The sequence below is a fragment of the Nonomuraea roseoviolacea subsp. carminata genome (assembly GCF_024172185.1).
GTDB lineage: Bacteria > Actinomycetota > Actinomycetes > Streptosporangiales > Streptosporangiaceae > Nonomuraea > Nonomuraea roseoviolacea.
This window is the reverse complement of record NZ_JAMZEC010000001.1, coordinates 3,579,838-3,602,958: the sequence shown is the minus strand read 5'-3', so window position 1 is coordinate 3,602,958 and position 23,121 is coordinate 3,579,838. Positions and strand designations below refer to the sequence as shown.

General features: G+C 73.1%; 27 protein-coding genes. 15 read left to right on the top strand and 12 right to left on the bottom strand.

Going from position 1 to position 23,121, the window contains the following annotated elements:
- Positions 1–75 precede the first annotated feature (75 nt).
- Positions 76–1,107 (top strand): DUF8094 domain-containing protein, encoded by a 1,032-nt coding sequence (locus HD595_RS16840; RefSeq protein ID WP_253770120.1) that lies wholly within the window; start codon positions 76–78, stop codon positions 1,105–1,107.
- A 7-nt stretch (positions 1,108–1,114) separates the two neighbouring features.
- Here HD595_RS16840 and HD595_RS16835 read toward each other — a convergent pair whose 3' ends face one another.
- From HD595_RS16835 to HD595_RS16820, 4 genes are all read right to left on the bottom strand, one after another.
- Positions 1,115–1,954, bottom strand: a complete 840-nt coding sequence (locus HD595_RS16835; protein ID WP_253770118.1) for a hypothetical protein — start codon at positions 1,952–1,954, stop codon at positions 1,115–1,117.
- Between the two features lie 115 nt (positions 1,955–2,069).
- The gene (locus tag HD595_RS16830; protein WP_253770116.1) at positions 2,070–3,182 is read right to left on the bottom strand and encodes a hypothetical protein; all 1,113 of its coding nucleotides are present in this window, start codon (positions 3,180–3,182) and stop codon (positions 2,070–2,072) included.
- Entirely contained in the window at positions 3,175–3,684 is a 510-nt protein-coding gene (locus tag HD595_RS16825) for an RNA polymerase sigma factor (protein WP_253770114.1), read from the bottom strand. Before HD595_RS16825 ends, HD595_RS16830 begins: the two co-directional genes overlap by 8 nt.
- Before the next feature lie 161 nt (positions 3,685–3,845).
- On the bottom strand, positions 3,846–4,769 hold the full coding sequence (locus HD595_RS16820) for a M23 family metallopeptidase (protein ID WP_253770112.1): 924 nt from the start codon (positions 4,767–4,769) through the stop codon (positions 3,846–3,848).
- A 248-nt stretch (positions 4,770–5,017) separates the two neighbouring features.
- Here HD595_RS16820 and HD595_RS16815 point away from each other — a divergent pair, with 248 nt between their 5' ends.
- The 3 genes from HD595_RS16815 to HD595_RS16805 all read left to right on the top strand — a co-directional run bounded on the left by HD595_RS16815 (position 5,018) and on the right by HD595_RS16805 (position 6,808).
- Positions 5,018–5,533, top strand: a complete 516-nt coding sequence (locus HD595_RS16815) for an HAD domain-containing protein (protein WP_253770110.1) — start codon at positions 5,018–5,020, stop codon at positions 5,531–5,533.
- 119 nt (positions 5,534–5,652) lie between these two features.
- Positions 5,653–6,318 carry an HNH endonuclease family protein gene (locus HD595_RS16810; protein WP_253770108.1) on the top strand — a complete coding sequence of 222 codons (666 nt, stop codon included), beginning with the start codon at positions 5,653–5,655 and terminating at the stop codon, positions 6,316–6,318.
- A gap of 34 nt (positions 6,319–6,352) precedes the next feature.
- Positions 6,353–6,808: a hypothetical protein gene (locus HD595_RS16805; protein WP_253770106.1), complete on the top strand. Its 456-nt coding sequence runs from the start codon at positions 6,353–6,355 to the stop codon at positions 6,806–6,808.
- Here HD595_RS16805 and HD595_RS16800 read toward each other — a convergent pair.
- Positions 6,775–7,269, bottom strand: a complete 495-nt coding sequence (locus tag HD595_RS16800) for a hypothetical protein (protein WP_253770104.1) — start codon at positions 7,267–7,269, stop codon at positions 6,775–6,777. The two genes, HD595_RS16805 and HD595_RS16800, sit on opposite strands and share 34 nt — an antisense overlap.
- Before the next feature lie 41 nt (positions 7,270–7,310).
- Complete coding sequence (locus HD595_RS16795) at positions 7,311–8,051, bottom strand: TetR/AcrR family transcriptional regulator (protein WP_253770102.1); 741 nt, start codon at positions 8,049–8,051, stop codon at positions 7,311–7,313.
- Between the two features lie 111 nt (positions 8,052–8,162).
- Between HD595_RS16795 and HD595_RS16790 the strand changes: the two genes are divergently transcribed.
- Genes HD595_RS16790 through HD595_RS16775 form a run of 4 tightly spaced genes read left to right on the top strand, consistent with a single transcriptional unit; the run spans position 8,163 to position 12,112 of the window.
- The gene (locus HD595_RS16790; RefSeq protein WP_253770100.1) at positions 8,163–9,296 is read left to right on the top strand and encodes an FAD-dependent oxidoreductase; all 1,134 of its coding nucleotides are present in this window, start codon (positions 8,163–8,165) and stop codon (positions 9,294–9,296) included.
- Between the two features lie 42 nt (positions 9,297–9,338).
- A complete protein-coding gene (locus tag HD595_RS16785) occupies positions 9,339–9,956 on the top strand; it encodes a DUF4291 domain-containing protein (protein WP_253770098.1) in 618 nt (205 codons plus the stop codon).
- Between the two features lie 10 nt (positions 9,957–9,966).
- The gene (locus HD595_RS16780; protein WP_253770096.1) at positions 9,967–10,842 is read left to right on the top strand and encodes a DUF72 domain-containing protein; all 876 of its coding nucleotides are present in this window, start codon (positions 9,967–9,969) and stop codon (positions 10,840–10,842) included.
- A 46-nt stretch (positions 10,843–10,888) separates the two neighbouring features.
- Entirely contained in the window at positions 10,889–12,112 is a 1,224-nt protein-coding gene (locus HD595_RS16775; protein ID WP_253770094.1) for a cytochrome P450, read from the top strand.
- Positions 12,113–12,235: 123 nt separating this feature from the next.
- Here HD595_RS16775 and HD595_RS16770 read toward each other — a convergent pair whose 3' ends face one another.
- Positions 12,236–13,639: an AlkA N-terminal domain-containing protein gene (locus tag HD595_RS16770; protein WP_253770092.1), complete on the bottom strand. Its 1,404-nt coding sequence runs from the start codon at positions 13,637–13,639 to the stop codon at positions 12,236–12,238.
- Between the two features lie 173 nt (positions 13,640–13,812).
- Here HD595_RS16770 and HD595_RS16765 point away from each other — a divergent pair, with 173 nt between their 5' ends.
- Positions 13,813–14,109: a putative quinol monooxygenase gene (locus HD595_RS16765; protein WP_253770090.1), complete on the top strand. Its 297-nt coding sequence runs from the start codon at positions 13,813–13,815 to the stop codon at positions 14,107–14,109.
- Positions 14,110–14,166: 57 nt separating this feature from the next.
- Here HD595_RS16765 and HD595_RS16760 read toward each other — a convergent pair whose 3' ends face one another.
- Positions 14,167–14,643 carry a hypothetical protein gene (locus HD595_RS16760; protein WP_253770088.1) on the bottom strand — a complete coding sequence of 159 codons (477 nt, stop codon included), beginning with the start codon at positions 14,641–14,643 and terminating at the stop codon, positions 14,167–14,169.
- Positions 14,644–14,850: 207 nt separating this feature from the next.
- On the opposite strand from HD595_RS16760, the gene HD595_RS16755 reads away from it, so the two are divergent.
- On the top strand, positions 14,851–15,138 hold the full coding sequence (locus HD595_RS16755) for a hypothetical protein (RefSeq protein WP_253770086.1): 288 nt from the start codon (positions 14,851–14,853) through the stop codon (positions 15,136–15,138).
- Here the strand turns inward: HD595_RS16755 and HD595_RS16750 are convergent.
- Positions 15,128–16,363, bottom strand: coding sequence for a hypothetical protein (locus HD595_RS16750; protein WP_253770084.1), 1,236 nt, complete (start codon positions 16,361–16,363; stop codon positions 15,128–15,130). The two genes, HD595_RS16755 and HD595_RS16750, sit on opposite strands and share 11 nt — an antisense overlap.
- 16 nt (positions 16,364–16,379) lie before the next feature.
- On the bottom strand, positions 16,380–16,700 hold the full coding sequence (locus tag HD595_RS16745; protein ID WP_253770082.1) for a hypothetical protein: 321 nt from the start codon (positions 16,698–16,700) through the stop codon (positions 16,380–16,382).
- A gap of 133 nt (positions 16,701–16,833) precedes the next feature.
- Between HD595_RS16745 and HD595_RS16740 the strand changes: the two genes are divergently transcribed.
- The 5 genes from HD595_RS16740 to HD595_RS16720 all read left to right on the top strand — a co-directional run bounded on the left by HD595_RS16740 (position 16,834) and on the right by HD595_RS16720 (position 20,574).
- Positions 16,834–18,033, top strand: coding sequence for a sensor histidine kinase (locus HD595_RS16740; RefSeq protein WP_253770080.1), 1,200 nt, complete (start codon positions 16,834–16,836; stop codon positions 18,031–18,033).
- Entirely contained in the window at positions 18,021–18,665 is a 645-nt protein-coding gene (locus HD595_RS16735; protein WP_253770078.1) for a response regulator, read from the top strand. Before HD595_RS16740 ends, HD595_RS16735 begins: the two co-directional genes overlap by 13 nt.
- 10 nt (positions 18,666–18,675) lie before the next feature.
- Positions 18,676–19,482 carry an MBL fold metallo-hydrolase gene (locus tag HD595_RS16730; RefSeq protein WP_253770076.1) on the top strand — a complete coding sequence of 269 codons (807 nt, stop codon included), beginning with the start codon at positions 18,676–18,678 and terminating at the stop codon, positions 19,480–19,482.
- 77 nt (positions 19,483–19,559) lie between these two features.
- On the top strand, positions 19,560–20,195 hold the full coding sequence (locus tag HD595_RS16725; RefSeq protein ID WP_253770074.1) for a PadR family transcriptional regulator: 636 nt from the start codon (positions 19,560–19,562) through the stop codon (positions 20,193–20,195).
- Positions 20,164–20,574: a hypothetical protein gene (locus tag HD595_RS16720; RefSeq protein WP_253770072.1), complete on the top strand. Its 411-nt coding sequence runs from the start codon at positions 20,164–20,166 to the stop codon at positions 20,572–20,574. The genes HD595_RS16725 and HD595_RS16720 overlap by 32 nt, the downstream gene beginning before the upstream one ends.
- An 84-nt stretch (positions 20,575–20,658) precedes the next feature.
- Here the strand turns inward: HD595_RS16720 and HD595_RS16715 are convergent, their stop codons facing one another.
- Both HD595_RS16715 and HD595_RS16710 read right to left on the bottom strand, forming a co-directional pair.
- Positions 20,659–22,368, bottom strand: coding sequence for a sensor histidine kinase (locus HD595_RS16715; RefSeq protein WP_253770070.1), 1,710 nt, complete (start codon positions 22,366–22,368; stop codon positions 20,659–20,661).
- Positions 22,365–23,060 (bottom strand): response regulator transcription factor, encoded by a 696-nt coding sequence (locus HD595_RS16710; protein WP_425566602.1) that lies wholly within the window; start codon positions 23,058–23,060, stop codon positions 22,365–22,367. The genes HD595_RS16715 and HD595_RS16710 overlap by 4 nt, the downstream gene beginning before the upstream one ends.
- Positions 23,061–23,121: the final 61 nt, after the last annotated feature.

Genomic DNA, 23,121 nt, shown 5'->3' with positions numbered 1-23,121 from the left:
CGTCCCTGGCGCCCGACATCGCCGCTGCTGCTACGTTTAGGCACTTTAGTCCCTCAGTAGTCAGAGGTACGGACAGTGCGACGGTACGGCTGGACCATCGGCGGCGTGATGGCGGGATGCCTGCTCGCGGGGTGCTCGGCCCTGCCCGGCCTGGGCGGGAAGGCGAGCCCCCCGGCGAGCACGACGGCGACCCCCGCCCGGAGCGGCACGCCGGCGGCCGTCCGCGCCGTCTCCGACCGGGAGGCCACCGCGATCCTCGCCGACTACGTCAAGCGCAACAACGCCGCCAACAAGGCCCGCAGCGAGAAGCTCCTGGCCGGCTACGAGGGCGGCTCCAGCTACGCCATCGACAAGGCGTCCTACGCGTCGAGCCGGGTGCTGCACAAGACCATCACCTACCAGCCGTTCGGCTACGCCAAGCCCGTCTTCCACGTGCCTGCCGCCGGGCAGAGGCCCTGGTTCCTGGCCACGGCGCACTGGCAGCGCGGGACGACGACCGACAAGGAGCCGACGTACCTGCTCTTCGCGCGGCAGGGCGACGGCTGGCGGCAGATGTACTCGCCCGACACCTTCGCCGGCACCGCCGCCGGCGAGCTGCCCGAGATCGCCGTGGACGCCTCGGGCCTGGCCGCCGAGGTCGCCCCCACGGACGCGACCGGGCTGCTGATGTCGCCCGCCGACTTCGCCGGGAAGTACGCCGCGCACCTGGCCGGCAAGGGCAGCGCCGCCGACAGGAGCCTGTTCGCCGCCGACCGGATCACCACGCAGGCCGCGTCGACCCGCATCAGGATGAACCAGTACGCGCACAGCACGGTGACCGCCCGCCCGGCCGGCCGCTACCCGTCGTACACGCTGCGCACCGCCGACGGCGGGGCGCTGACCTTCACCACGATCGAGCGCACCATCCGCTACGACGTGCGACCGGGGCCGGAGCGCAACTACGTCTTCCAGAAGGACAGCGGCATCCTGCGCGGCAAGTACTACACGTACATGACCATCACCGACCTGTTCCAGGTGGTGGCCCGCATCCCCCCGAAGAAGGCCGACCCGGACCAGGTCAAGGTGATCGCGTCCTACTCCGGCCTGGTCGCGGGCGGCGGCAGGTGAGAAGGGGTTAGTTCCAGATCCCCGGCACGTCCTTCGGCACGGAGTCCTTGACCTGCCCCTGGTCGATCACGTCGCCCTCCAGGGGCAGCAGGACGGTGGCCTGGCGGCCCCAGTCCCCGAACCGGGTGCTCGACTCGACCTGGACGGACACGTCGTAGAACGGGATGACGGCCTTGGCCGACACCCGCTCCACCAGGCCGGTCGGGCCGAGCCAGAGGGTGTAGGAGACCTTGCCGTCGCGGCCCTTCTTGGAGTGCGCCCCGAAGCGCGAGGCGAAGGCGGGCGACACCGCCGCCAGCTTGCTCGTCCTGATGGACCCCTTGACCACGCCGTCCCGCACCGACGCGGGCTTGGCCAGGAGCGTCTTGAGCGTGTCCGGCTCCAGGACCTCCAGGATCAGGTTGCTCGGCGGCAGCTCCGTGTTCCGGTACCGCACCCAGCTCGCTCCCTGGGTCTGCAACGCCCTGCCCACCACCGGACCGGCGACGTAGCTCGCGGTCCGCGAGGAGATCATCTGGACCGGGCCCTCCTGCAGGGCCTCGGTCTCCGCGCGGTCCAGCTTGGTCATGCTGCGCAGCAGGTCCTTGCTGTAGCGCACGGTCTGCGCCAGGTCCGACGCGGCGGCGCCGCGCTGGTCGAACCCGATGGTGCCCTCCAGGCTGGAGGTGGTGACCAGGGCGGGGGTGAAGGTCATCGTCGCCGTGGCCTGGACGTTGACGGCCTTGCCGCGGGTCAGCTCGGCCTTGAGCGCCTTGACCGGGTCGATCTTTGTCTCGGCCTGCGCGGGCAGGGCGATGAGCTGCACCGCGCCTGCGATCGCGACGGCGCCGAGGATGGCTCGATTCATGGGGTTTCCCTGGGAACGGTCGGAAAGACGCGATCAATCTTGTGCATCTAAGATCGCTAGTCAAGCCGAACCGGCTTATTCGGCATCATCGGTGGTCACTCCAGGCTCAAACACCTCATTTCCTCCTCGCGCAGCCCTTCGGAGGGGCGGGGCGCTGTGTGGTCCAGCTGGTCTCCGGAGCTGTGGCGCGGAAGCTCAGGGGGTCGCCCTTGGTGGCCCAGTCGACCGTGTTGCCCGCGTAGTTGACCGTGGAGAGCATCGCGCCCGTACCAGGATCGAGAAGTGTCCTGGGCTCCATCCGAAGCTTCCCGGTCCGCTGGCCGACGTTGAGAACCGTGTACCCGGGCCCGCCGAAGTCGACGGACAGGGCCGGGCGGCGCAGGGGGTCGGTCACGGTGCCCACGACCTTGGTGGCCGGCAGTCCGGCCAGGAGGCGGATGAGCGCGGCGCGCTGGTCCGGGCGGAGCGGTTCGGCGAGGAGGTTCGCGGCGGTGGGCAGGAACTCCTCGAAGGACTGCTTGAAGCCGTTCTTGTACCAGATCTGGTGATACGTGCGGAGTTTCGCCATCAACGCGTTCTGGTCGGTGGGGAACGCGGCGAGCTCGGCCATCGTGATGCGGCCGACCGAGCGGTCGGCGAGCGTGCCCCCGGCCGCGGCGTCCCAGGTGTAGGTGCACTGCTCCGGCTGCTCGGTGAGCGTGACGTACCCGCAGCGTTCGCTCTTCCCGCACGGCTTGACGCGGCGCGGGCTCCCGAGCGCCCGCCAGGCGCGTTCGTCCGCCGGCGTGGCCGGACGGGCGGCGGACCAGCCCGACATCAGGAGCATCGGATCGGCGGGATCGCGCGACTGCCAGACCTCCAGGCGGCCGGTCTGCAGGAAGGTGAAGCCGTCGGCCCGCAGATAGTCGCCGTCGATCGTGACCTGCCGCCAGTAGGCGCCGCTCGTCGCGGGCAGCCTCTCGATCCGGTCGGCCAGGTCGTACAGCGCCTGGTTGCGCTTCGGAGCGACCGCCGCCGGAGGGGCCGGCGCGAGCTGCGCGACCAGCGAGGCGACCAGCGTCACGATCGCCGCCGTGGCCGCGGCCGCCGTCACCATCCACATCCAGGTGCGGCGCCTCGCCGGGAAGTGACCCGGACCGGCCAGGCGGGCCCTGGCCCGGGCGATGACCTCGGGCGACGGGGGCCGGGCGTCGGGCAGGGCGCGGTCGAGCAGGTCCAGCTCATCCATCGGAGTCCTCCTTCAGCGGGTTGACGTCGCCGAGCGCCCGGCGAAGCTGCTTGCGCGCCCGGCTCAGCCGGGACCCCACGGTGCCGGCCGGGATGCCGAGCGCCTGGCCCACCTCGGCGTGGCTGAGCCCGCCCAGCGCGACCAGCAGCACCACGTCCCGGTCGTGCCGCTTCAGACCGGCCAGCGCCCCCGCGAGCGGGCCGGTGAAGCGGGAGGCCGTCACCCGGTCGAGCACCTCGTCCTCGTGTCCGCCGCTGTCGCGCTCGGCCGCCCGGCTGATCGCCTTCCAGCGCCGGACCTCGGCCCGCCGGTGCCGTGCGACGAGGTGGGTGGCGATGCCGTACAGCCAGGGCCGGACCGCGCCGACCGCCGGGTCGTAGGCGCTCTGCAGGGCCGCCACGAAAACCTCGGCGGCCAGGTCGTCGGCCACGTCCTCGGACAGCCGCCGCGCGATGTAGCGGTGGATTTCGGCGAAATGCGCGTCGAAAAGGTCGGGCGGCAATCCCGATCCGGCTCTGGTGCGCGTGTTGTGGCCTATCACGCCCGTTCTTTCCCGCTGGGCGGAAATGCTTTCACGCCGCCGCCGCGGCGCGTGCCGGCACGGCAGAAGGCCGCCACCCGGGAGCCGGGCGGCGGCCTTCTGAGGTCACGTCAGTCGCGGGCTCAGCCGCAGTGTTCGAAGCCGCTCGTGTACGAGCTGCTGCCGACCGAGCCGCCCCACCGGACGCACTGCCCGGCCGCGTCCCGCCTGACCGGGCCCGCGTAGTAGTCGTAGCTACCCGAGTCGGTCGTCCTGCTCTCGTTCTGCGGCTCCAGGAAGGCCGACACCGCCGACGCCGTGCCGAGGTTCGACGTCTTCAGCGTGACGACGCAGTTGTAGCCGTTGCCGGAGTTGTAGAGCAGGTAGGTGCGACCGCCGGTCAGGGCGGCCGAGTCGATGACGGCGTAGCCGCTGCCGCAGACGCCCTCGGGGGTGTACGGGTTGCTGCCGCCGCCGCAGGCGTTGCTGCTGGTGATGGCTTTCTTCTGGCCCAGCGACACGGTCACGCCCTCGACGGTCGGGCTGGTGTCCATCCCGCCGCCGGAGGTCCGCTGCTCGTAGTGCAGGTGCGGCGCGCTGGAGTTGCCCGTCGAGCCGACGGTGCCGATCGCGGTGCCCTGGCTGACGGACAGGGTGCTGCCGGCCGACTTCACCATGCTGGACATGTGGGCGTAGCGGGTCCTGGTGCCGTCGCTGTGGCGGATCTCCACCCATTTGCCGTAGCTCGTGCTGCCGGCGTCGTAGAAGTACGCGGTGCCGGCGGCGGTGGCGCGCACGGTCTCGCCGTTGACGTCGTCGCCTCCGTAGTCCTGCCAGTCGATGGAGCCCTCGGGGTTGTGACCGCCTGTCCAGTTGTTGGCGTAGAAGGTCTTTCCGCAGTTGAACGGGCTCTTGTGGGTCACGGCGAGGACCCCGGAGTCGTGCGCCCCGGCGGTCGCGGACGCGGGTGCCGGCTGGGAGAGCACCGCCGCGGCGAGGGTCACCAGGAGAGTGGGGATCGCCAGAGTGAGGGATTTCGGCCAGGTCAGCCTGCTGGGTGCGGGCATGTTCACCTCTCTGAACAGGTGCGTATGGGGGGATACGGCGCCCAGTTCCTCGATGATGCCGATGAGCCCTCTGGCGACGGGAACGCGTCGACGGCCATGATGATCTGATGATGGACTCGACGGGAAGGGAGGGCCGCTGTCAGGGAACGTCTCGACATCTCACCGCCTGGGGGGAACGACGGGTTGATCGTGAAGGTATCGCCGAAAGTTCTCTTCATCAATCATTTCTGAACGAAAATTTCCGGCTTTTGTCGCCGACCGATTCCCCGGCCGGCTCCGCGGATCGTCCGCTGCTGTTCCTCGACGTGGACGGGACACTCCTCCCGTTCGGGACACCGCCTGACGCGGCCGCGCCCCGCCCGGCCGTGCCACTGCCCCCCGGCTCGAACCCCCTCCTTTCCCGCATCGACCCCCGGCACGGGCCGCGGCTGGCGGCGCTGCCGTGCGACCTGGTGTGGGCGACGACGTGGATGGGCGAGGCGAACGAGGTCATCAGCCCGCTGCTCGGCCTGCCCGCGCTGCCCGTGGTGGACTGGCCGGACCCCTCCGGGCAGGAGGGGCCGCTGCACTGGAAGACCCCGGGCCTGGTCGGCTGGGCCGCCGGGCGGCCGTTCGTGTGGGTCGATGACGAGATCACCGGCGCCGACCGCGCGTGGGTGGCGGCACACCATCGGGGACGGGCCCTGTCGCACCGCGTCGACCCCCGCCGCGGCCTCACCGAAGCCGACGTCGCCGTGATCGCCGGATGGCTGGCGGAGTTGTGACGCCGCAGGTCGGGGCCGGTTGGCGTCCTGATGTGGCGACACCGGGGGACCCTTGGCTCACCCTTTGGTGCGCGCAGTGTCGCCGCCACCACTCCTGACTTCCTGGTAAGGGTGGAGTCATGATCTTCTTGAGGCGGGCGGTCCAAGTCGCCGTGCTCACCCTCGTGGTCCTGCCCATCGCCGCCGTCGTCGCGGCCCCTCCGGCGGGGGCCACCCCGCACAAGCGATCACAGGTCGAGGCCGGGGCCGGGGCGCTGGCCCGGCGCATGCTGGTCCAGCTCAAGGTCGCCCGGCCCCTGTCGCTCCGCGGCTACAGCCACCGGCGGTTCCAGCCCAGGTGGGCGCACCACAAGGGCGCCTGCGACGCGCGCGAGGTGGTGCTGGCCCGCGACGGGCGGCGCGTGCGCAGGAACGCCGCCTGCCATCCGGTCAAGGGGCGCTGGTACAGCCCGTACGACGGCAGATGGCTCAAGAGCGAGAAGCAGGTGGACGTCGACCACGTCGTGCCGCTGGCGTACGCCTGGCGCTCCGGGGCCCGCAAGTGGAGCCAGGCGCGGCGCCGCGCCTTCGCCAACGACCTCACCCGGCCCGAGCTGATCACGGTCAGCCACTCCGCCAACATCGCCAAGGGCGGCCAGGGGCCGCAGAGCTGGCGTCCGCCGCGCCGCGCCTACTGGTGCCGCTACGCCACCTCGTGGATCACGGTGAAACACCACTACCGGCTCTCCGTCACCCGCCGGGAAAGGGTGGCCCTGCTCAACATGCTGCGCACCTGCCGGGGGTGAACGGCGGAGATCCACATCCGCGATCATGGTGGATGTGGCATTACTCCGGCTTGTGGCGATAAGCCTGCTCTGCGGCGGTCTGCTGCCGCTCCCGTTCCTGGATCCTCAGCGGAGGGACGGTTTCGCGTGGGCGCGGCTCGACTTCCTGACGCTCATGGAAATGGCGCAGATCATCACCGTCCCGCTCGGGGTGGTGGCCGGGGTCGTGCTCGTCGCCACCCGGACGTGGACGCGTCCGCCCGGGTACGTCCTGGCGGCCGTCACGACCCTGTTCGGGCTGGTCGTCGTGACCCAGGGATGGCCGACGATGAGCTGGGCCGAGAGCCGCCCGCCCGGGATCGGCGACCCGGACGGCGAAGTGGTCGTCGGAATGCTGGCCGTGTTCTCGGGCGCGGTCACCGCTCTCGTCGGCATGGCGATGGCCGGTTGCCGGTGGGCCGAGGCGTCCACCCCGCCTCACCAGCAGCGCATGTCGAACCCGCCGCTGTAGGTGCCGCCCAGGTCGATGATCAGCGGTGTCGCCGTGGGTGTCCCGCTCTCCGGGGCGCCGGGCTCGTCGAAGATCGTCCAGGCCATGACCTCGTAGTCGCCGAGCTCTCCGTCGGGGTCCTCGATCTTCGCCCGGCGATAGTGATCCAGCACCTCCTGGACGGACCGGCCGGTGGAGAGCTCGAAACGGATGTCGTACCAGCAGTCGCCGGAGTCGCCGCCGCTGACGCTGACCTGCGGGTCGGAGGGTTCCCACTCCGCACCGGCCGGCAGCGGGTGCTTCCGCAGGCGGTCCACCATGAGCCCCAGCCGGTGGTCGCTGATCCAGACGGGCGCCATGGCGACCAGTCCGAGCAGCACGAACGGCACCAACGGCACCAGCGACAAGGCCAGGCAGCCGATCCGCGAACGTCCGGGCCTTCTGGGCGGCGGGGCCTCCGGCCCGGCCTGGGGGGACGACATGCATCACATGATCGCGCACCCCAGGGCGCGAGGCGATGGCATCACGGGCGGGGCAGGCGGGCGGCGATGCCGTCGAGGACGCAGTCCAGGCCTGCCTCGAACGTGCTGTCCGCGTCGGCGTGGCTGGCGTCGCGGACGAACCTGGCCAGCGTCGGGTAGCGGCCCGTGGCCAGCATCCGGGCGAGGTACGGGTAGGAGGCGTGCTGCCACTCCCGCTCGTCCATGCCGGTGGTCCGGGCGGCGCGCAGGTCGGCGATCTGCCGCTGGAGCGCCCCGATCACGTAGACGTTCACCGTGTTGACGGCGAGCATGATCGTGTCGATGTGCTCGAACCCCGGCGCGCCGTCGAGCGCGGCCAGTGACGCCTCCCCGCGGGCCAGCGCGTTCGGGCCGAGATGGGGCCGGCCGCTGAGCAGGTCGGCGAACCACTCGTGCCGCAGCGCGGCATCCCTGGTGCCGTGGGCGAGGGAGCGGAGGGCGCCGCGCCAGTCGTCGCCGGCGCGCACCGGCGGCGGGATCTCGCTGTACACGGCGTCGGCCATGAGGTCCAGCAGCTCTTCCTTGGTGGACAGGTAGCCGTACAGCCGCATCGGGCCGGCGTCGAGCGCGGCGGCGACCTTGCGTAGCGAGACCGCCTCCAGCCCGTCGGCGTCGGCCAGCTCGATCGCGGCCCGCACGATCCGCTCCCTGCTCAGCGGGCTCGGGGCGGGCCGGCTCGGCGGCTCGGGCCGCTCCCAGATGAGCGTGGGATCGCCCTCTCCGGCTTCTCGTCGCGCCGCCATCGTGCCGCCTCCCCTTGCGCGGTGCCCTTCGTACGAGCTTAGAATACGGCACATCACTGCGATACAGTGTATCGGTGTGATACGGCGTATCGAGAGATGAGGGAGAACCCCATGAGCAAGAGCATCGCCATCGTCGGAGGCGGCCCCGGCGGCCTCACCCTGGCCCGCGTCCTGCGCCTCCACGGCGTCGACGCCGTCGTGTACGAGCGCGAGCCGTCCCGTGCCGCGCGCGGGCAGGGCGGCATGCTGGACCTGCATGTGGACAGCGGCCAGCGCGCCCTGCGCGAGGCCGGGCTGGAGGCGGAGTTCCACGCGATCGCCCGCCGCGAGGGCCAGGACATGCGGCTGCTGGACCACACCGGCGCCCTGCTGCTCCAGGAGGACACCCCCGACGACGCCCCGCTCGCCCGCCCCGAGGTGGACCGCGCCGACCTGCGCGACGTCCTGCTCGACTCGCTGCCGGAGGACGCCGTCGTGTGGGGGCGCGCGTTCCGGAACGCCACCCCCCGGCCCGAGGGCGGCCACACCCTGCACTTCGCCGACGGCTCCACCGCCGTCTGCGACCTGCTCGTCGGCGCGGACGGCGCCAACTCCCGGGTGCGCCCGCTCGTGACCGACGCCCGGCCGTTCCACTACGGCGTCAACTACGTCGAGATGGCCATCCCCGACATCGACCGCGCCCATCCGGAGCTGGCCACCGTCGTGGGACGCGGCACCTACTGGGTCATGGGCCCGGGCCAGTCCCTGTCCGCGCAGCGCAACGGCGACGGCCGTGTCCGCCTCTACCTCGGCTTCCACACGCCGGCGGACTGGTTCGCCACCTGCGGCGTCCCCTTCGACGACCCGGCACGCGCCCGCCCCGCCCTGGCGGAGCTGTTCGCCGGCTGGGCGCCGGACGTGACAGCCCTGATCCGGGCGTGCGACGACACCGTCATCCAGCGCCCGCTCACCATGCTGCCCGTCGGCCTGACCTGGCCGGCCACGCCGGGTGTCACGCTGATCGGGGACGCCGCCCACCTGATGCCGCCGGTCGGCGAGGGCGTCAACATGGCCATGCTCGACGCCCTCGAACTCGCCCTGGCCCTCGCCGCCGACCCCGGCGACCCGGCGGCGGCCGTCGCGCGCCACGAGAAGGAGATGTTCGAGCGCACCGCCCCCGTCGCCGAGATGTGCCTGCGGATCACGGAGATGATGACGGCCCCGGACGGCGCGCAGGCCATGCTCCGCTTCTTCACCGGCCGGTAATCCGGTTGCGGGAGGGGCCGCCGGTTCCGCATCCTCACCAGGATGAACGTCCCCTATCGGCAGATCCGTGCCGCCTACACCGACACGACCATCACCGTCTACCAGGCCTACGACCCCGCCATCGCGGAGCCGGCCGTCGCCGCGCGGCGCTTCGTGCCGCCGTTCAAGCGCGAGCGGATGACCTGGATCAAGCCGTCCTTCCTGTGGATGATGTACCGCTGCGGCTGGGCCACCAAGCCCGGGCAGACGAGGGTCCTGGCCGTCGACATCACGCGCGCCGGGTTCGCGTGGGCGCTGGAGCACTCCTGCCTGAGCCATCCCGAGCCCGGGACCGACGCCGCCGAGTGGAGGCAGCGGCTGCGGGCCAGCCCGGTGCGCGTCCAGTGGGATCCCGAGCGGACCCCGCGCCACCACGCCCTGCCGTACCGGTCGATCCAGGTGGGCCTGTCCGGCGCGGCCGTCACCCGCTACCTCGACGAGTGGATCACGGGGATCACCGACGTGACCGGCATGGTCCACGACGTCCACCGGGCCCTGCGCGCCGGCCGGGACGTGACGGACCTGCTGCCGCGCAAGCGCCCCTACCCACTGCCCACCGAACTGGCCCGGACCGTCGGCGCCACCCCGGACGCTCCACGCCCGGCAGAAGAGGGCGTGTAGCGTCGTGGGCATGCGGCTTCACGTCGGATGCGCCATGTGGACCCACACCCCGTGGCAGGGGCGTTACCTGCCGCACCCCCTTCCCCCGTCCGAGCGCCTGAGAGCCTACGCCACCTGGTGCGACGCGGTCGAGGGCAACACCACGTTCTACGCGACCCCGTCGCGGAGCACGGTGGAGACGTGGGCGGAGCAGACCGGCCCCGGCTTCCGGTTCGTGGTCAAGCTGCCCAAGCCGATCACGCACGAGCGCCGCCTCGCCGGCGCCGGCGAGGAGCTGCGCGCGTTCCTCGACGCGATCGAGCCGCTCGGGCCGCGCGCCCACGCCCTGTGGATCCAGCTCCCGGCCTCGTTCGGGCCGAACGACGTCGGCGCGCTCGCCGCGTTCCTGCACCGGCTGCCCGCGCACCACCGGTACGCCGTCGAGGTGCGCCACCGCGCCTTCTTCGCCGACGCGCGGGCCACCGGCCTGCTGGAGCGGGTCCTCGGCCGGGCCGGGGCCGAGTGGGTCCCGTTCGACACCACCGCGTTCTTCGACACCCCGCCCACCAGCGACGCCGAGCGCGACGCGTGGCTGAAGAAGCCGCGCGTGCCGCGTCGCGCCACCGCGCTCACCGACCGCCCGATCGTCCGCTACCTCGGCCGCGACGACGTCACCCGCACGGTCGAGGGCTGGCGGCCGTGGGTCGCCACGGTCGCCGGGTGGCTGCGCGAGGGCCGCTCCCCGACGGTGTTCGTGCACACCCCGGACAACGCCGAGGCCCTGCCGCTGGCCCGGCGCTTCCACGAGGACGTGCGGGCCCTGCTGCCCGAGCTGGAGCCGCTGCCGGAGCCCGTGTCGCCGTCCGACGGCCCGTCCTCCGACGACGAGCCGCTGACGCTCTTCTGACCTTCGGATCTCTGACATCTCGGGCGCCCTCTGTCACGATGGGCGGGTGACCTCTGACGCCTTAGAGCGCTTGCGGCGGCTGCACCGGTTCTACCGGGACCCGTACCCGGTGTACGCCGAGGCCCGTCGCGCGCGCGGCCTGACGTTCGTCCCGGAGCTCGACGCCTGGCTGGTCAGCCGGCGTGAGGACGTCCGCGAGGTGCTGAGCCGGCCCGACCTGTTCTCGTCGGCGGGCGCGCTGCGGCCCGACGTCCTGCCCGGCAGGCGGGCCCTGTCCGAGCTGGTCAAGGGGTACGGCGGGGCGCAGGCGGTGCTCTCGGCCGACGGCGAGGCGCACCGGCGCCTGCGCAGGCCGCTCGTCCGGGGCCTGTCCCCGGTGCGGGTCGCCGCCGCCCTGCCGTTCGTCACCGAGCGGGCCGAGGCGCTGATCGGCGGGTTCGCCGGCGCCGGACGGGTCGAGTGGATGGACGCCTACGCCAGGCCGCTGCCGGCCGAGGTGATCGGCCACCTCATGGGCCTGAACCCGGCCGACACCCCCGGCGCGATCCACGGCGGCCACCAGGCCGAGGCGCTGCTGTTCGCCCCGCTGACGGAGGACGAGCAGGTCGAGGCCGCCCGGGACGTCGTGGCCCTGCACCACCTCCTCGACCGGTACGCCCGCGCGCGCAGGGCCGAGCCCCGCGACGACCTGATCACGGAGATGGTCCGCGCGCTCGCCCCCGGCTCCGGCGAGCTCACGCACGACCAGCGCAGGGAGATCGTCTCCAACGTCCAGAACCTGCTGCTGGCCGGCCACCTCACCGCCACGGCCCTGCTCGGCACGATCATGCTCAACCTGCTGCGCGACCGGAGCCAGTGGGAGCTGCTGCGCGAGCGGCCGGAGCTCGTTCCGGCGGCGGTCGAGGAGGCGGTCAGGTTCGACGCGCCGATTCAGGGCTTCCGCCGCACGGTCACCGAGGAGGTGACGCTCGCCGGCACGCGGCTGCGCAGGGACGACGTGGTGTTCGTCTCGTACGCCTCGGCCGGCCGCGACGCCGACCCCACCACCCGCCCGGACACCTTCGACGTCACCCGGCCGGCCGCGCGCCACCTGTCGTTCGGCCACGGCGCGCACGGCTGCCCTGGCTCGCAGCTCGCCAGGGAGCAGGTGCGGATCACGCTGGAGATCCTCATCCGCGAGCTGCCGGGCCTGCGCCTGGAGCACGCGGACGTCACCATGGCCCCCACCCTCATCCACCGCGCCCCGGAGTCTCTCCACCTCACCTGGTGACGTGAAATCCGGAGCCGACCCCCGTGTGACGCATTCGCCCGGATGAGCCGGCGCCATTCAGCCGGGACATGGAAGAAGGGGAGCGCCCGACTTCCGCACCGGATAAAAGAATTCTGAACGGTTTCATTCGGCGGAAAGGGAAAAGGCGGCTTTTCTCCGGCGGTCCCCGTACGCCATGAGGTGGGTGGCCGCGAGGGACCGCCAGGGACGCCATCGGCCGGCCGTCCACGAGTCCGCGCCCCGCGCGGGCACGCCCAGCTCCTCCAGCGCCGCCCGCAGCGAGGGGTCCGCCAGCGGGAACGCCCCACGCTGCCCCAGCCGCAGCCCGAGCATCTGGCGCAGGTCGTCGTCCAGGTACGGCACCGCCGCGAGCGCGTCGGGACTCGTGCCGTACCCGAGCGCCCCCGCCCCTTCGGCCAGAGCCGCGATCGCCGCCACGTCGCCCGCGGGCAGCCCCTGGCCGGGGGCCAGGGCCGCGAGGCGGGCGCGGGTCAGCGCCTCCGGCGGCGGGAACGCGTGGGTGAGCCCGCCCGGCAGCCCCGGCACGGGCGTCCCGAGCGCCTCCACCAGCGCTTTCAGCCTCCGGGCCGCCTCCTCCGGCTCCCGGCCCCGTGCCAGGATCTCCCGGACGCCCACCTCCAAGGCGCTCCACGCCCCCGGCACGGGCAGCCCGGGCCGGTTCCGCACCACCGGCCCGAGCACCGGGTCGGCGGACAGCGCGGCGACCCCGGCCGTGTGGTCGGTCTCCGTGCCGAGCAGGCGGCCCACCTGGTCGACCACGTGGATGAGCCCCTCCCAGTACGGCAGGTGCGCCACCAGCAGCAGGTGGCCCGCGGCGTCGCCGGGCGACACCTCCAGCAGGCCGGGCGCGCCGTCCACGGTGATCGTGCGCCGGTACGCGCGGCCCTCCACGGCCTCGACGCCGGGCACCGCCCGCGCGGCGAGGAAGTCCCGCACCGCGTCCCAGTCGTAGCCGGGCAGGACCGGCAGCCGCAGCGCGAGGCCGCCGTCGGCGACGAGCCGGTCCGCGCGGTGCCGCCGGTCGCGCAGGTCGGTCGGCGAGGCGCGGAACACCTCCCGCATGATCCGGTTGAACTGCCGCAGGCTGCCGAACCCCGACGCGAACGCGATGTCCAGCACCGTCAGGTCGGTGTCGTCGAGCAGCCGGCGCGCGAAGTGCGCCCGGCGGGAGCGGGCGAGCTGGTCGGGGCTCGCCCCCAGGTGCTTGAGGAACAGGCGCCGCAGGTGGCGCGGTGACAGGCCGACCCGCTCCGCGAGCGCCGCCTCCGTGCCCTCGTCCAGGATCCCGTCGATGACGAGCTGCCACGCCCGGCACACCAGCTCGGGGGCGTCGGCGGCGACGGGACCGGCCACCCGGTACGGCCGGCAGCGCAGGCAGGCCCGGAACCCGGCGGCCTCGGCCGCGGCGGCCAGCTCATACGTGCGGGTGTTCCGCGCCAGCGGCTTCGCGCCGCACCCCGGCCGGCAGTAGATGCCGGTGGTGACGACGGCGGAGTACGTGGTCATGAGTCAGATGTAACGGCAGCGTCCCCGCCGACGCCAGACAGATCCGGACATGACGCGAGGAGCCAGGCGTGTCCAGATCTGACCGGACCGCGGCGGGGCGCCGGGCCCACCATGGCGGTCGTGTGACCAGAGCGCCCCGAGCGACGAGGGCGCCCGACCAACCAGGAGGATCCGTGCTCGCCAAGGTGTTCCCCATCAAGCTCAAGGACGGCACGCAGTCCGCCGCCGAGGAGATCGTGCGGGAGTTCGCCCCGAAGGGCCCGGCGGTCGAGGACGGCACGCTGTCGTTCCGGGTGTACCGGGACCCGGCCAAGCCCGACCACCTGCTGTTCGTGGAGCACTTCGCGGACCAGGCGGCCTACGACGCCCACACCGGTTCGGCGGCGTACCAGGAGCTGATCGCCGGCCGGTTCGGCGAGCTCGTCGTGGAGTTCGTGGAGATCGACCACGAGCTGCTGGTCGCGCTCTAGCCGGGCGCGGGCCCGGCCGTGACCTCCCCCGCGGCCGGGGCCTCCCCGCGCACCAGGTCAGAAGAACCGGCCGAGCCGGAACGGGCGCACCACCAGGGGCACGGTGAACCGGCTGATCACGCGTACCTTCCTGATGCGCGTGTGCTCGTTGATCGTGACCTTCACGCACTTGAGGTGCGCCAGGTGGTCGCCCGGGAAGGCGTAGTAGGAGATCCCGACGCCGCGCCGGCCGAGCCCCCGGTCGGACAGCCCCAGCCCCACCTCGCGGTAGATCCGCCACGAGCCCTTCAGCGTGAACGCGGTGGACCCGATGAGCGCGTGGTTGGCCTTCGTGGGGCAGTGGACGAAGACGCGCACGGTGTCGTTCTGGCGCGGCCACTGCGGCAGGATCCGCAGGGACGTGCGCTTCTTCCAGTCCTTGGGCAGGGGTCCGCGGGAGGCAGCCGCGGCCGCGGGCCGGCACGGCAGGACCGCGAGCGTGGCCGGGCCCGCCAGGAGAACGGCGACGGCGACCGTTCCTGCCACGGAACGCACGGATTCCTCCCCTCCGGGGTTGATCACCTCATTATGGCGAGCGTTCACCACGGAAAAGGACGCCACGCCGTACATCCCGTCATGAACGCTTCACCGCCGAATTCGGCGCCGAAATCAGCGGTGCGGCGCGACATAACGGATGACGTGACCAATATGTGATCGCAAAACTCGTTGATGGCGTTTGGCGTGTTTTAGGATCGCTGTCTTGTGAACCCGCCTGAGGACCAGCCCGAGCTGGACGTCGACGCGGCCTTCGCCCGCCTGACGGCCGGCGTGCGCCTGAAGCCGCCGGGGCTGGGCTGGCGGCTGCGGCTCGCCTTCGCACCGGGCAGCCGCCTGCGCCGGCGCGTGCTGATCGTGGTGGTCTGCCTGGTCGTCCTGGCCGCCGGCGCCCTCACCCTCCAGGCCGTGGACCGCCGCCCGGACCCGGTGCCGCCGCCCCCCGACGACTCCAGGCCCGTCCTGACGGCGCTGGGCGCGGGGGTCAGTCGATGATGTGCTGCCACACCCGCTGGACCGGGGTTCGCTTGTAGTCCCAGTCCTCGCTGTAGCCCTGGGGATACCTGCTGCCGCGCTTCGGGTCGGCCAGCGCGTCGTACATCGCCTTCGCGGCGGCCCGCTCGCCGATCCGGTGCTCCTCCGTCTGGGTGAGCGGCGGGCCGCCGGCCTCGCGCCGCTCGTTGCGGGCGTTCTGGATGGCCGCGTTGTAGGTGCCTTCGTACAGCTCCTCGTACTGGTCCTGGATCTCCCGGCCGCGGATCCCCTCCAGCTGCTCCGTGAACCGGTACGCCTGGATGTTCCCCTGCGCCTCCTCGCGGATGGCCGCCTCGACGTAGTCCTCACGGCTCATCCCGGTCGGGTCGGGGGTGTTCCGGTGCCGGGCGTGGTTGATCTCGTGGATCAGCGTGGCCGCGCGGGCCTCCGGGGTGTCACCGTCCCGCAGGTAGATCTCGATGACGTTGTAGTCGTCGTGGTACACGCCGAGGAGGCCGCCGTCGTTCTCCCCGGGAGGCTGGAAGAGGATCGTCACGTGGTGCTCGCGCGCCCAGGCCAGCGCGGCCCGCCCCATCGGGGTCTCGCCGAGCACCCGCTCCACCTCGCGCCGCGCGCCGTCGTCCGAGGCCATGCCCGAGGTCCTGCGGCTCGCGTCCCACGCCGCGATACCGGCCACCACGGCGGGGACGGCCGAGGTGAACAGGAGGTACTCCATGGCGTCGCGGAGGGTTCGGGCGATGACCGTGCCGATGTTCCCCCTGATCTCGATGAGCATCGAACGGAAGAGCCGCCGTGTGAGGTAGAACCGCAGGGTCACCCAGAAGCCGCCGGCGGGGGTCGTCACGATCGCCCCCACCAGCCCGGCGAGCAGCATGGTGAGCGCCCAGACGACCAGCGCCTTCCACAGGACCCTGAGAACCACCGTCATCAGCGTCCCCAGCGCGGCCAGGTCGGCCGCCTTCGCGCCGTCCCGCAGGCGCTGCCGCACTCCCTGCGCCGACTCCCACTTCTCCTTGTACGCCTCGACGTCGCGCCCCGCGTTGGCCCGCACGACCGCGTCGTGGCCGGCGTCGAGCTGGGCGGCCGTGGCCCTCAGCTCGTCGGCCAGGTCCAGCCAGCCCCGTACGCGCAGCAGGCGGTCGTCCTCGTCGGGGTCAGGCCACGGCGCGTCGTCCTTGAACTGCTCGTGGATCGGCCTGAGCTGGGCCGGCAGCTCCCATCCCATGTCCGGTCAGCCCCCTTCACCGGCCGTCGGCGAGGCGGCGAGTCAGGTCCTCGTTGGCCCCCGAGGCCGAGGCGTGGGTGTGCGCGGTCTCGCGCAGCTTGCGGGCGTGCTCCCTGACCTCACGCAGGGTCGCGTCGAACGCGGTCGCCGCGTGGCGGACGAACGAGGCGTACGCGGCGTCGAACTCGGCCCCCGGCTGCTCGCGGTCCGCCGGCTCCGGGGCGGAGACCGCGGTGAGCGCCCGCCGAGCGACCCGCTCCAGCCGGTCCTCCATGTCCTCCGCGCCCAGGCGGGCGTCCAGCAGCGACCGCTGGTCCACGCGCAAGATCCCGTCCATCCGTCCCCCTTTTGAGCATGTACGGCGGAAAGATCCTTCCACGCCCGGCCGCGGCGAAGCCGTCCGGGGAGACGGCGGGAACCTCCACCTGGCACTACTGACCCGGGCCGCCGAGCGCGGATAGTGTCGCGGGGTGCTCGTCAGGACCGCGCTGGAAGCGCTCGCCCAGCGGCCGATCCCCTTCCTGCGGTCGGCCTGGCCGTGGCGCTCGCTGGCCTATCTGCTGGCGGGGGCCGTGCCGGGCCTGCCCGTTCTCGGCGTCGTGGCCGCCGTGGCGGTGACGTCCTCACCGGCCGTCCTGGTCGCCGGCGTGGCGGTGGCCGCGCTGCTCACCCCCGTGGCGGGGAGGTACGAGCGGTGGCGGCTGCGGCTGGTGGACGGCGTGCCGCTGCCCGACACGCCCCCGGAGCCGGGCGGGGACACCGGTGAGCCGCCTCGACGGGGACGCGAGGTCCGGGTGGCGGCGCTCGGCGGGCTCGCGCTGCTCGTGCTGTGGTGGATCGACCTGGTGATGGCCGCGTCCGGCGCGGCGGGGCCCGTGCTGCTGATCCTGTCGCCGGTCGTGCAGCCCGAGGCCGAGCCGGTCGCCGCCGTCGCGGCCTCGGCCGCCGGGGTGCTGCTGGTGCCCGTCGCCGCCTACACGCTGACCGCCTGGGCGGGCGCCCGGGGCGCCATGACCCGCGCGATCCTCGCCCCGCAGGCCGCCGAGCTGGCGGAGGTGCTGCGCTCGCGCGCCCGGCTCGTCGACGCGTTCGAGACCGAACGCCGCCGGATCGAGCGCGACCTGCACGACGGCGCCCAGCAGCGGCTGGTGGCGCTGACGATGACGCTCGGCATGGCGCGGCTGGACCTGCCGGACGACAGCCCCGCGGCCCGGGCGGTCGAGCGGGCGCACGGCGAGGCCAAGCAGGCGCTGGCCGAGCTGCGCGCGCTCGTCAGGGGCGTCCACTCGCAGGTGCTCACCGACCGGGGCCTGCCCGCGGCGGTGCGCGACGTCGCGGGCCGCTCGCCCGTCCCGGTGGCGGTGGACCTCGCGCTGGACGAGCGGCTGCCGGCGGCCGTCGAGGTCACCGCGTACTACGTCGTGACGGAGGCCCTCGCCAACGTCGCCCGGCACAGCGGCGCGAGCGCGGCCCGCGTCACCGGCGGCGCGGCGGACGGCGCGCTCGTCCTGGAGATCCACGACGACGGCCGGGGCGGGGCCGACCCCGCGCGCGGCACCGGCCTGACCGGGCTGGCCGACCGGCTGGCCGTCGTGGGCGGCAGGCTGTCGCTGTCGAGCCCGGCCGGCGGCCCGACCCGGATGCGTGTGGAGATCCCGTGCGCGTCGTGATCGCCGAGGACGCCGTCCTGCTCCGCGAGGGCCTGATCGGTCTCCTCGAACGTTTCGGCCACACCGTGGCCGCCGCCGTCGGCGACGCGCCGTCGCTCGTCGAGGCCGTCGAGGAGCACCGGCCCGACGTCGTGGTCACCGACGTGCGCATGCCGCCCGGCTTCTCCGACGAGGGCCTGCGCGCCGCCCTGGAGCTGCGCCGCGCGCGCCCGGCCCCGGCCGTGCTCGTGCTCAGCCAGTACGTGGAGCAGACGTACGCCGCCGAGCTGCTCGACTCCGGCGGCGGCGCCGGGGTCGGCTACCTGCTGAAGGACCGGGTCGGCGACGTGCGCGAGTTCGTGGACGCGCTCGGCAGGGTCGCGGCGGGCGGCACGGTCGTCGACCCCGAGGTGGTGCGCCAGCTCCTGCGGCGCCCCCGCGACCCGCTGCTGCGGCTCACGCCCAGGGAACGCGAGGTGCTGGCGCTGATCGCCGAGGGCCGCTCCAACGCCTCGATCGCCGGCGCGCTGTTCGTCACGGAGGCGGCCGTGGCCAAGCACATCGCCGGCATCTTCACCAAGCTCGACCTGCCGCCCGCCGCCGACGGCAACCGGCGGGTGCTGGCCGTGCTCGCGTATCTCCGCCGTCAGTAAGGTTTCGTCCATGAGGGAGCAATGGCGGGAGGTCGGCGACCGGGTCTACGTCCGGCGCCACAAGTCGTACGACATGAACGTCGGCCTCGTCGTGGGCGACGGGCACTGCCTGGTGCTCGACACCAGGGCCTCGCACCGCGAGGCCGCCGACCTGATCGACGCGGTCCGGCGGATCACGAGCAGCCCGTGGACGGTCGTCAACAGCCACGCGCACTTCGACCACGTCTGGGGCAACGCGCTGTTCCGCCCGGCCGAGATCTGGGGACACGTGCGATGCGTCGAGGACATGGAGCGGGACGGTGAGGAGCAGCGCGCCGCCGTCATCCGGCGGTCTCCCGAGGAGCGGCGCGAGGAGTTCGAGGAGGTGGTGATCGTGCCGCCGGACAACACGTTCACCACCACGGCGTCGCTCGACATCGGCGGGCGGATCGTCCACCTGCGCCACTTCGGGCTGGGCCACAGCAGCAACGACATCGTGACGTACGTGCCCGACGCCGGTGTGGTGTTCGCCGGTGACCTGGTCGAGCAGGGGGCGCCGCCCGCGTTCGGCGACTCGTACCCGCTCGACTGGCCGGTGACGACGGCCGCCATGCTGGCCGAGCTGCCCGGCGAGGTGATCGTGCCCGGCCACGGCGCGGTGGTGGACCGCGCGTTCGCCGAGGCGCAGGGCGCCGAGCTGGCCGCCGTGGCGGAGCTGGCCAGGCGGGCGCACGTCGAGGGGCTGCGCGACCTGATCAAGCAGTTCCCGTATCCCGAGGACGTCAGCCGCCAGATCATCGAGCGCGCCTTCCTGCAGCTCGACGCCAGCCCCGCCTGACGGACCCCGCTCCGGGGACCCTCGACAGCCTCGGCGGCTCCTTCTATAGTGCAAAGTGCACTATAGAAGGAGGCACTATGGCGCAACGCCACGATCTGGTCGGGCTGACCGTGCTCGCCCTGCTCTCGGTACGCGCCGGTCACCCGTACGAGCTGCACCGCCTCGTCGTCGACACGCACAAGGACTACGTGACCGGGCTGCCCAGGAGCCTCTACCACGCGGTCGAACGGCTGGCGCGCGACGAGCTGATCACCCCGTCCGCCACCGGGCGTGAGGGACGGCGGCCCGAGCGGACCGTCTACGAGATCACCGCGGAGGGACGCGAGGAGCTGGCCACGCGCCTGCGGCGCCTGCTGGAGCGGCCGGACCCCGACCAGCGCGTGCTCGTCGCGGGGATCTCGCTGATCGGCGCGCTGCCGGTGCCCGAGGCGCGGCGCGCGCTGCGCAGCCGGGCCGCGGCGCTGGAGGCGGCGGTCGCCGGCCTCGACGCGCACCTCGCGGGCATGGCGGACAACGGCCTGCCGGAGGTGCTGGGGCTGAAGCTCGACTACCAGCGGGCCGCCCAGGCGGCCGAGCTGGCATGGGTGCGTGGGGTGCTGGACCGGCTGGAGAGCGGCGCGCTCGACTGGCCGGACGCGGTCAAGCAGTCACTGCTGGAGCGGGCTTCCCGAGGAGACGGGCATGAGCGACAAGGGCAGGAAACTGATCACTGAGGTGTCGGGCGTGGTCGAGGCGCCCGTGGAGCGGGTGCGGGAGGCCCTGCGCAAGACGCTGTTGCCGGAACTGATGCCCGATGGCGACCGCTTCACCGTCGAGGACTTCCCGGGGCACAGGAGCACCGTCGAGATCACCGACCGGATGATCGCCCTGCAGGGCGGCTGGTGGTACCGGGGCGAGTGGACGCTCGCTCCGGTGGCCGAGGGCACGCGGCTCACCCACCGGGTCTACAACGTGGCCACGAGCCTGCGCTGGGGGGTGCCGTTGGCCAACCGGTTCTTCCTGGGCTACGACCGGACCACGCGCGACTCCTTCGCGGCCGGCCTCACCCGCCTCGGCGCCGACCTCGGCTGCCCGGTCCACCTGACCCCGTAACCGGATCCCCACCCGGCCGCGCCCATGCTGGGTCCCTAACCCCTGGCCCCGGCCCGCGTTCCCGTCCGCGTGCTGGGAAGACGATCAGCGGGGCACAGGGAGGGTGGCGCGGAAGCCGCCGTCGATCGCCACCAGCGTGCCCCCGTGCAGACCCGCGATGTCCCGGGCGATCGGCAGCCCCAGCCCCGCGCCGCCGTCGTCCCTGGCGCGGGCCTCGTCCAGCCGGGTGAACCGGTCGAACACCGCCTCCCGGTGCTCCGGCGGGATCCCCGGTCCGTCGTCGAGCACCTCCAGCACCGCCACGCCGTCGCCCGGCCGCACCCGGACCGTCACCGTCGTCCCGGCGTGCCGGCGCGCGTTGTCGAGCAGGTTCGTCACCAGCCGGGCGAGGTGGCCGCGCGAGCCCCGGACCACCACGTCCGGCTCGATGTCCACGACGACCTTCGGCTCCGCACCCGGCCCGTAGCGCACCGACTCCTCGAAGGCCACCTGCCCGAGGTCGAGCGACGTCGTCCGCACCGGCTCGCCCGCGTCCAGCCTGGCCAGCATGAGCAGGTCACCGGCCAGGGCCTGGAGGCGTTCCACGTCGGCCAGCGCCTCGCGGGTCAGCTCGCTCGGCGGGGCCAGCTCCAGCCGGGCCCGCAGGGTGGCGATCGGGCTGCGCAGCTCGTGCGCGGCGTCGGCGACGAACCGCTGATGGGTCCCGACGGCCGTCTCCAGCCGGTCGAGCGTGCCGTTGACGGTCGTGGCCAGGGCCGCGATCTCGTCGCGCGAGCGCGGCACGGGCACACGCTGGTGCAGGTCCCGGGCGGTGATGTCGGCCATCTTGGCGCGGATCGCGGCGACCGGCTTCAGCGCCCGGCTCACCGAGAACCAGGTCATCGCGGCCACCACGGCCAGCAGCGCGGGCACGCCGGGCAGCAGGGCGCTGTCGAGGGTCTGCAACGCCTCGTCGGCCCCCGCCCGGGAGGCCCTGGCCCACACCGTGGACGTGCCCTGCTTGGTGTCCACCTTCAGGGCCGCCACCGCGTACAGGTCGGGCTGCGCCCATCCCTGGTCCACGGCCGCCTTCCCCGCCGCGTCGACGAGGACGACGTCGGGATCGCCGACCGGCTTGACCTCCGTGCCGGGCACGGCGGAGGCGTTCGCCGGGGCGGCCTTGTGGCTGCTGGTGAGGGTCAGGGCACTCGTGTCAGCGGGGGCGGCCGGGGTCCCTTGGATGCGGCCGACGAGCGCGACCTGACCGGCCCGTGGCACGACCGCGGTGTCGCCCGATGGCACGACCACGGTGGCGGCCGGTGGCACGACCACGGTATGGGCGGTGCCCTCGGGGCCTGTGCCGGTCGGGTCGGGCGCGGTGCGAGAGGTGCCGGTCATGCCGTCGGGCGTGGTGCGAGAGGTGCCCGTCGCGCCGTCGGGCGCGGTGCCGGTCGTGGGCGCCGCCTGGGTGCCCTCGACCGACTGGATCAGCATCGGCGCGGCCGCCACCGCGCGTCGCGCGGCCTCGGCGTCGGTGCTGGCCTCCAGGCTGCCGCGCAACGTGACGACGAGCACGGCCGCGGCGGCGCCCAGGGCGAGCGCCACCACCAGCGTCGCCGCCGCCGTGGCCCGCAGCCGCACCGACGACAACCCGGCCGACAGCCTCACCGGCAGCCCGGCAGGCAGTCGGGCGGGCAGCCCGGCCGGCAAGCGCCCTCGAAACGCCGCGAGGATCCTCGCCCGCAGCCGGGCCGGCGACAACCCCCGCCCCGCCCCCGCGTCCCCGCTCACCTCGGGGCCCATGGCGCCGCTCATGTCGCCTCCAGACGGTAACCGGCGCCTCGCACCGTGATCAGCGACGACCGGCCGAACGGCTGGTCGATCTTGCGGCGGAGCGCGCTGATGTAGACCTCGACGATGTTCGGGTCGCCGTCGTAGGTGAAGTCCCACGCCTGGGCCAGCAGCTCGCTCTTGGAGACCACCTCGCCCGCCCGCCGCGCCAGCCCGTGGAGCACCGCGAACTCCTTCGGCGTCAGCGCGATCTCCACCTCGCCCCTGCGGCAGCGCAGCCCCGCCGGGTCGAGCACGAGGTCGCCCACCGTGATCGACACCGGCCGCTCCCTGCCGCCGCGCCGCACCAGGGCCCGCAGCCTCGCCAGCAGCACCACGTACGAGAACGGCTTGGACAGGTAGTCGTCGGCGCCGGTGTCGAGCGCCTCGGCCTCGTCGTAGACGCCGTCCTTGGCGGTGAGCATCATGATCGGCGTCCAGTTCCCGGCCTCGCGCAGCCGCGCGCACACGGTGTAGCCGTTCATCCGGGGCAGCATCACGTCCAGGACGATCACGTCGTAGGGGTTCTCCGTGGCCATCCACAGCCCGTCGCGGCCGTCGTGGGCCACGTCGACCGCGAACCCCTCGCCCGACAGCCCGTCCCGGACGAGGCCGGCCAGCCGCCGCTCGTCCTCCACCAGTAAGACCCGCACGCCGACCAGCGTGCCGTACACCACCTAAAGCCAACCTGAAGATCATTTCGGCTGCGTTCAGGCTCGCTTCAGGTACGACAGGCCA

Bases quoted from the DNA above. Each gene is read 5' to 3' on its own strand.
- HD595_RS16810 (WP_253770108.1), top strand. From the start codon at position 5,653: ATGATCTTCTTGAGGCGGGCGGTCCAAGTCGCCGTGCTCACCCTCGTG.
- HD595_RS16780 (WP_253770096.1), top strand. From the start codon at position 9,967: ATGCGGCTTCACGTCGGATGCGCCATGTGGACCCACACCCCGTGGCAG.
- HD595_RS16785 (WP_253770098.1), top strand. From the start codon at position 9,339: ATGAACGTCCCCTATCGGCAGATCCGTGCCGCCTACACCGACACGACC.
- HD595_RS16820 (WP_253770112.1), bottom strand. From the start codon at position 4,769: ATGCCCGCACCCAGCAGGCTGACCTGGCCGAAATCCCTCACTCTGGCG.
- HD595_RS16830 (WP_253770116.1), bottom strand. From the start codon at position 3,182: ATGGATGAGCTGGACCTGCTCGACCGCGCCCTGCCCGACGCCCGGCCC.
- HD595_RS16725 (WP_253770074.1), top strand. From the start codon at position 19,560: ATGGCGCAACGCCACGATCTGGTCGGGCTGACCGTGCTCGCCCTGCTC.
- HD595_RS16770 (WP_253770092.1), bottom strand. From the start codon at position 13,639: ATGACCACGTACTCCGCCGTCGTCACCACCGGCATCTACTGCCGGCCG.
- HD595_RS16790 (WP_253770100.1), top strand. From the start codon at position 8,163: ATGAGCAAGAGCATCGCCATCGTCGGAGGCGGCCCCGGCGGCCTCACC.
- HD595_RS16750 (WP_253770084.1), bottom strand. From the start codon at position 16,363: ATGGGATGGGAGCTGCCGGCCCAGCTCAGGCCGATCCACGAGCAGTTC.
- HD595_RS16730 (WP_253770076.1), top strand. From the start codon at position 18,676: ATGAGGGAGCAATGGCGGGAGGTCGGCGACCGGGTCTACGTCCGGCGC.
- HD595_RS16745 (WP_253770082.1), bottom strand. From the start codon at position 16,700: ATGGACGGGATCTTGCGCGTGGACCAGCGGTCGCTGCTGGACGCCCGC.
- HD595_RS16795 (WP_253770102.1), bottom strand. From the start codon at position 8,051: ATGGCGGCGCGACGAGAAGCCGGAGAGGGCGATCCCACGCTCATCTGG.
- HD595_RS16720 (WP_253770072.1), top strand. From the start codon at position 20,164: ATGAGCGACAAGGGCAGGAAACTGATCACTGAGGTGTCGGGCGTGGTC.
- HD595_RS16715 (WP_253770070.1), bottom strand. From the start codon at position 22,368: ATGAGCGGCGCCATGGGCCCCGAGGTGAGCGGGGACGCGGGGGCGGGG.
- HD595_RS16800 (WP_253770104.1), bottom strand. From the start codon at position 7,269: ATGTCGTCCCCCCAGGCCGGGCCGGAGGCCCCGCCGCCCAGAAGGCCC.
- HD595_RS16835 (WP_253770118.1), bottom strand. From the start codon at position 1,954: ATGAATCGAGCCATCCTCGGCGCCGTCGCGATCGCAGGCGCGGTGCAG.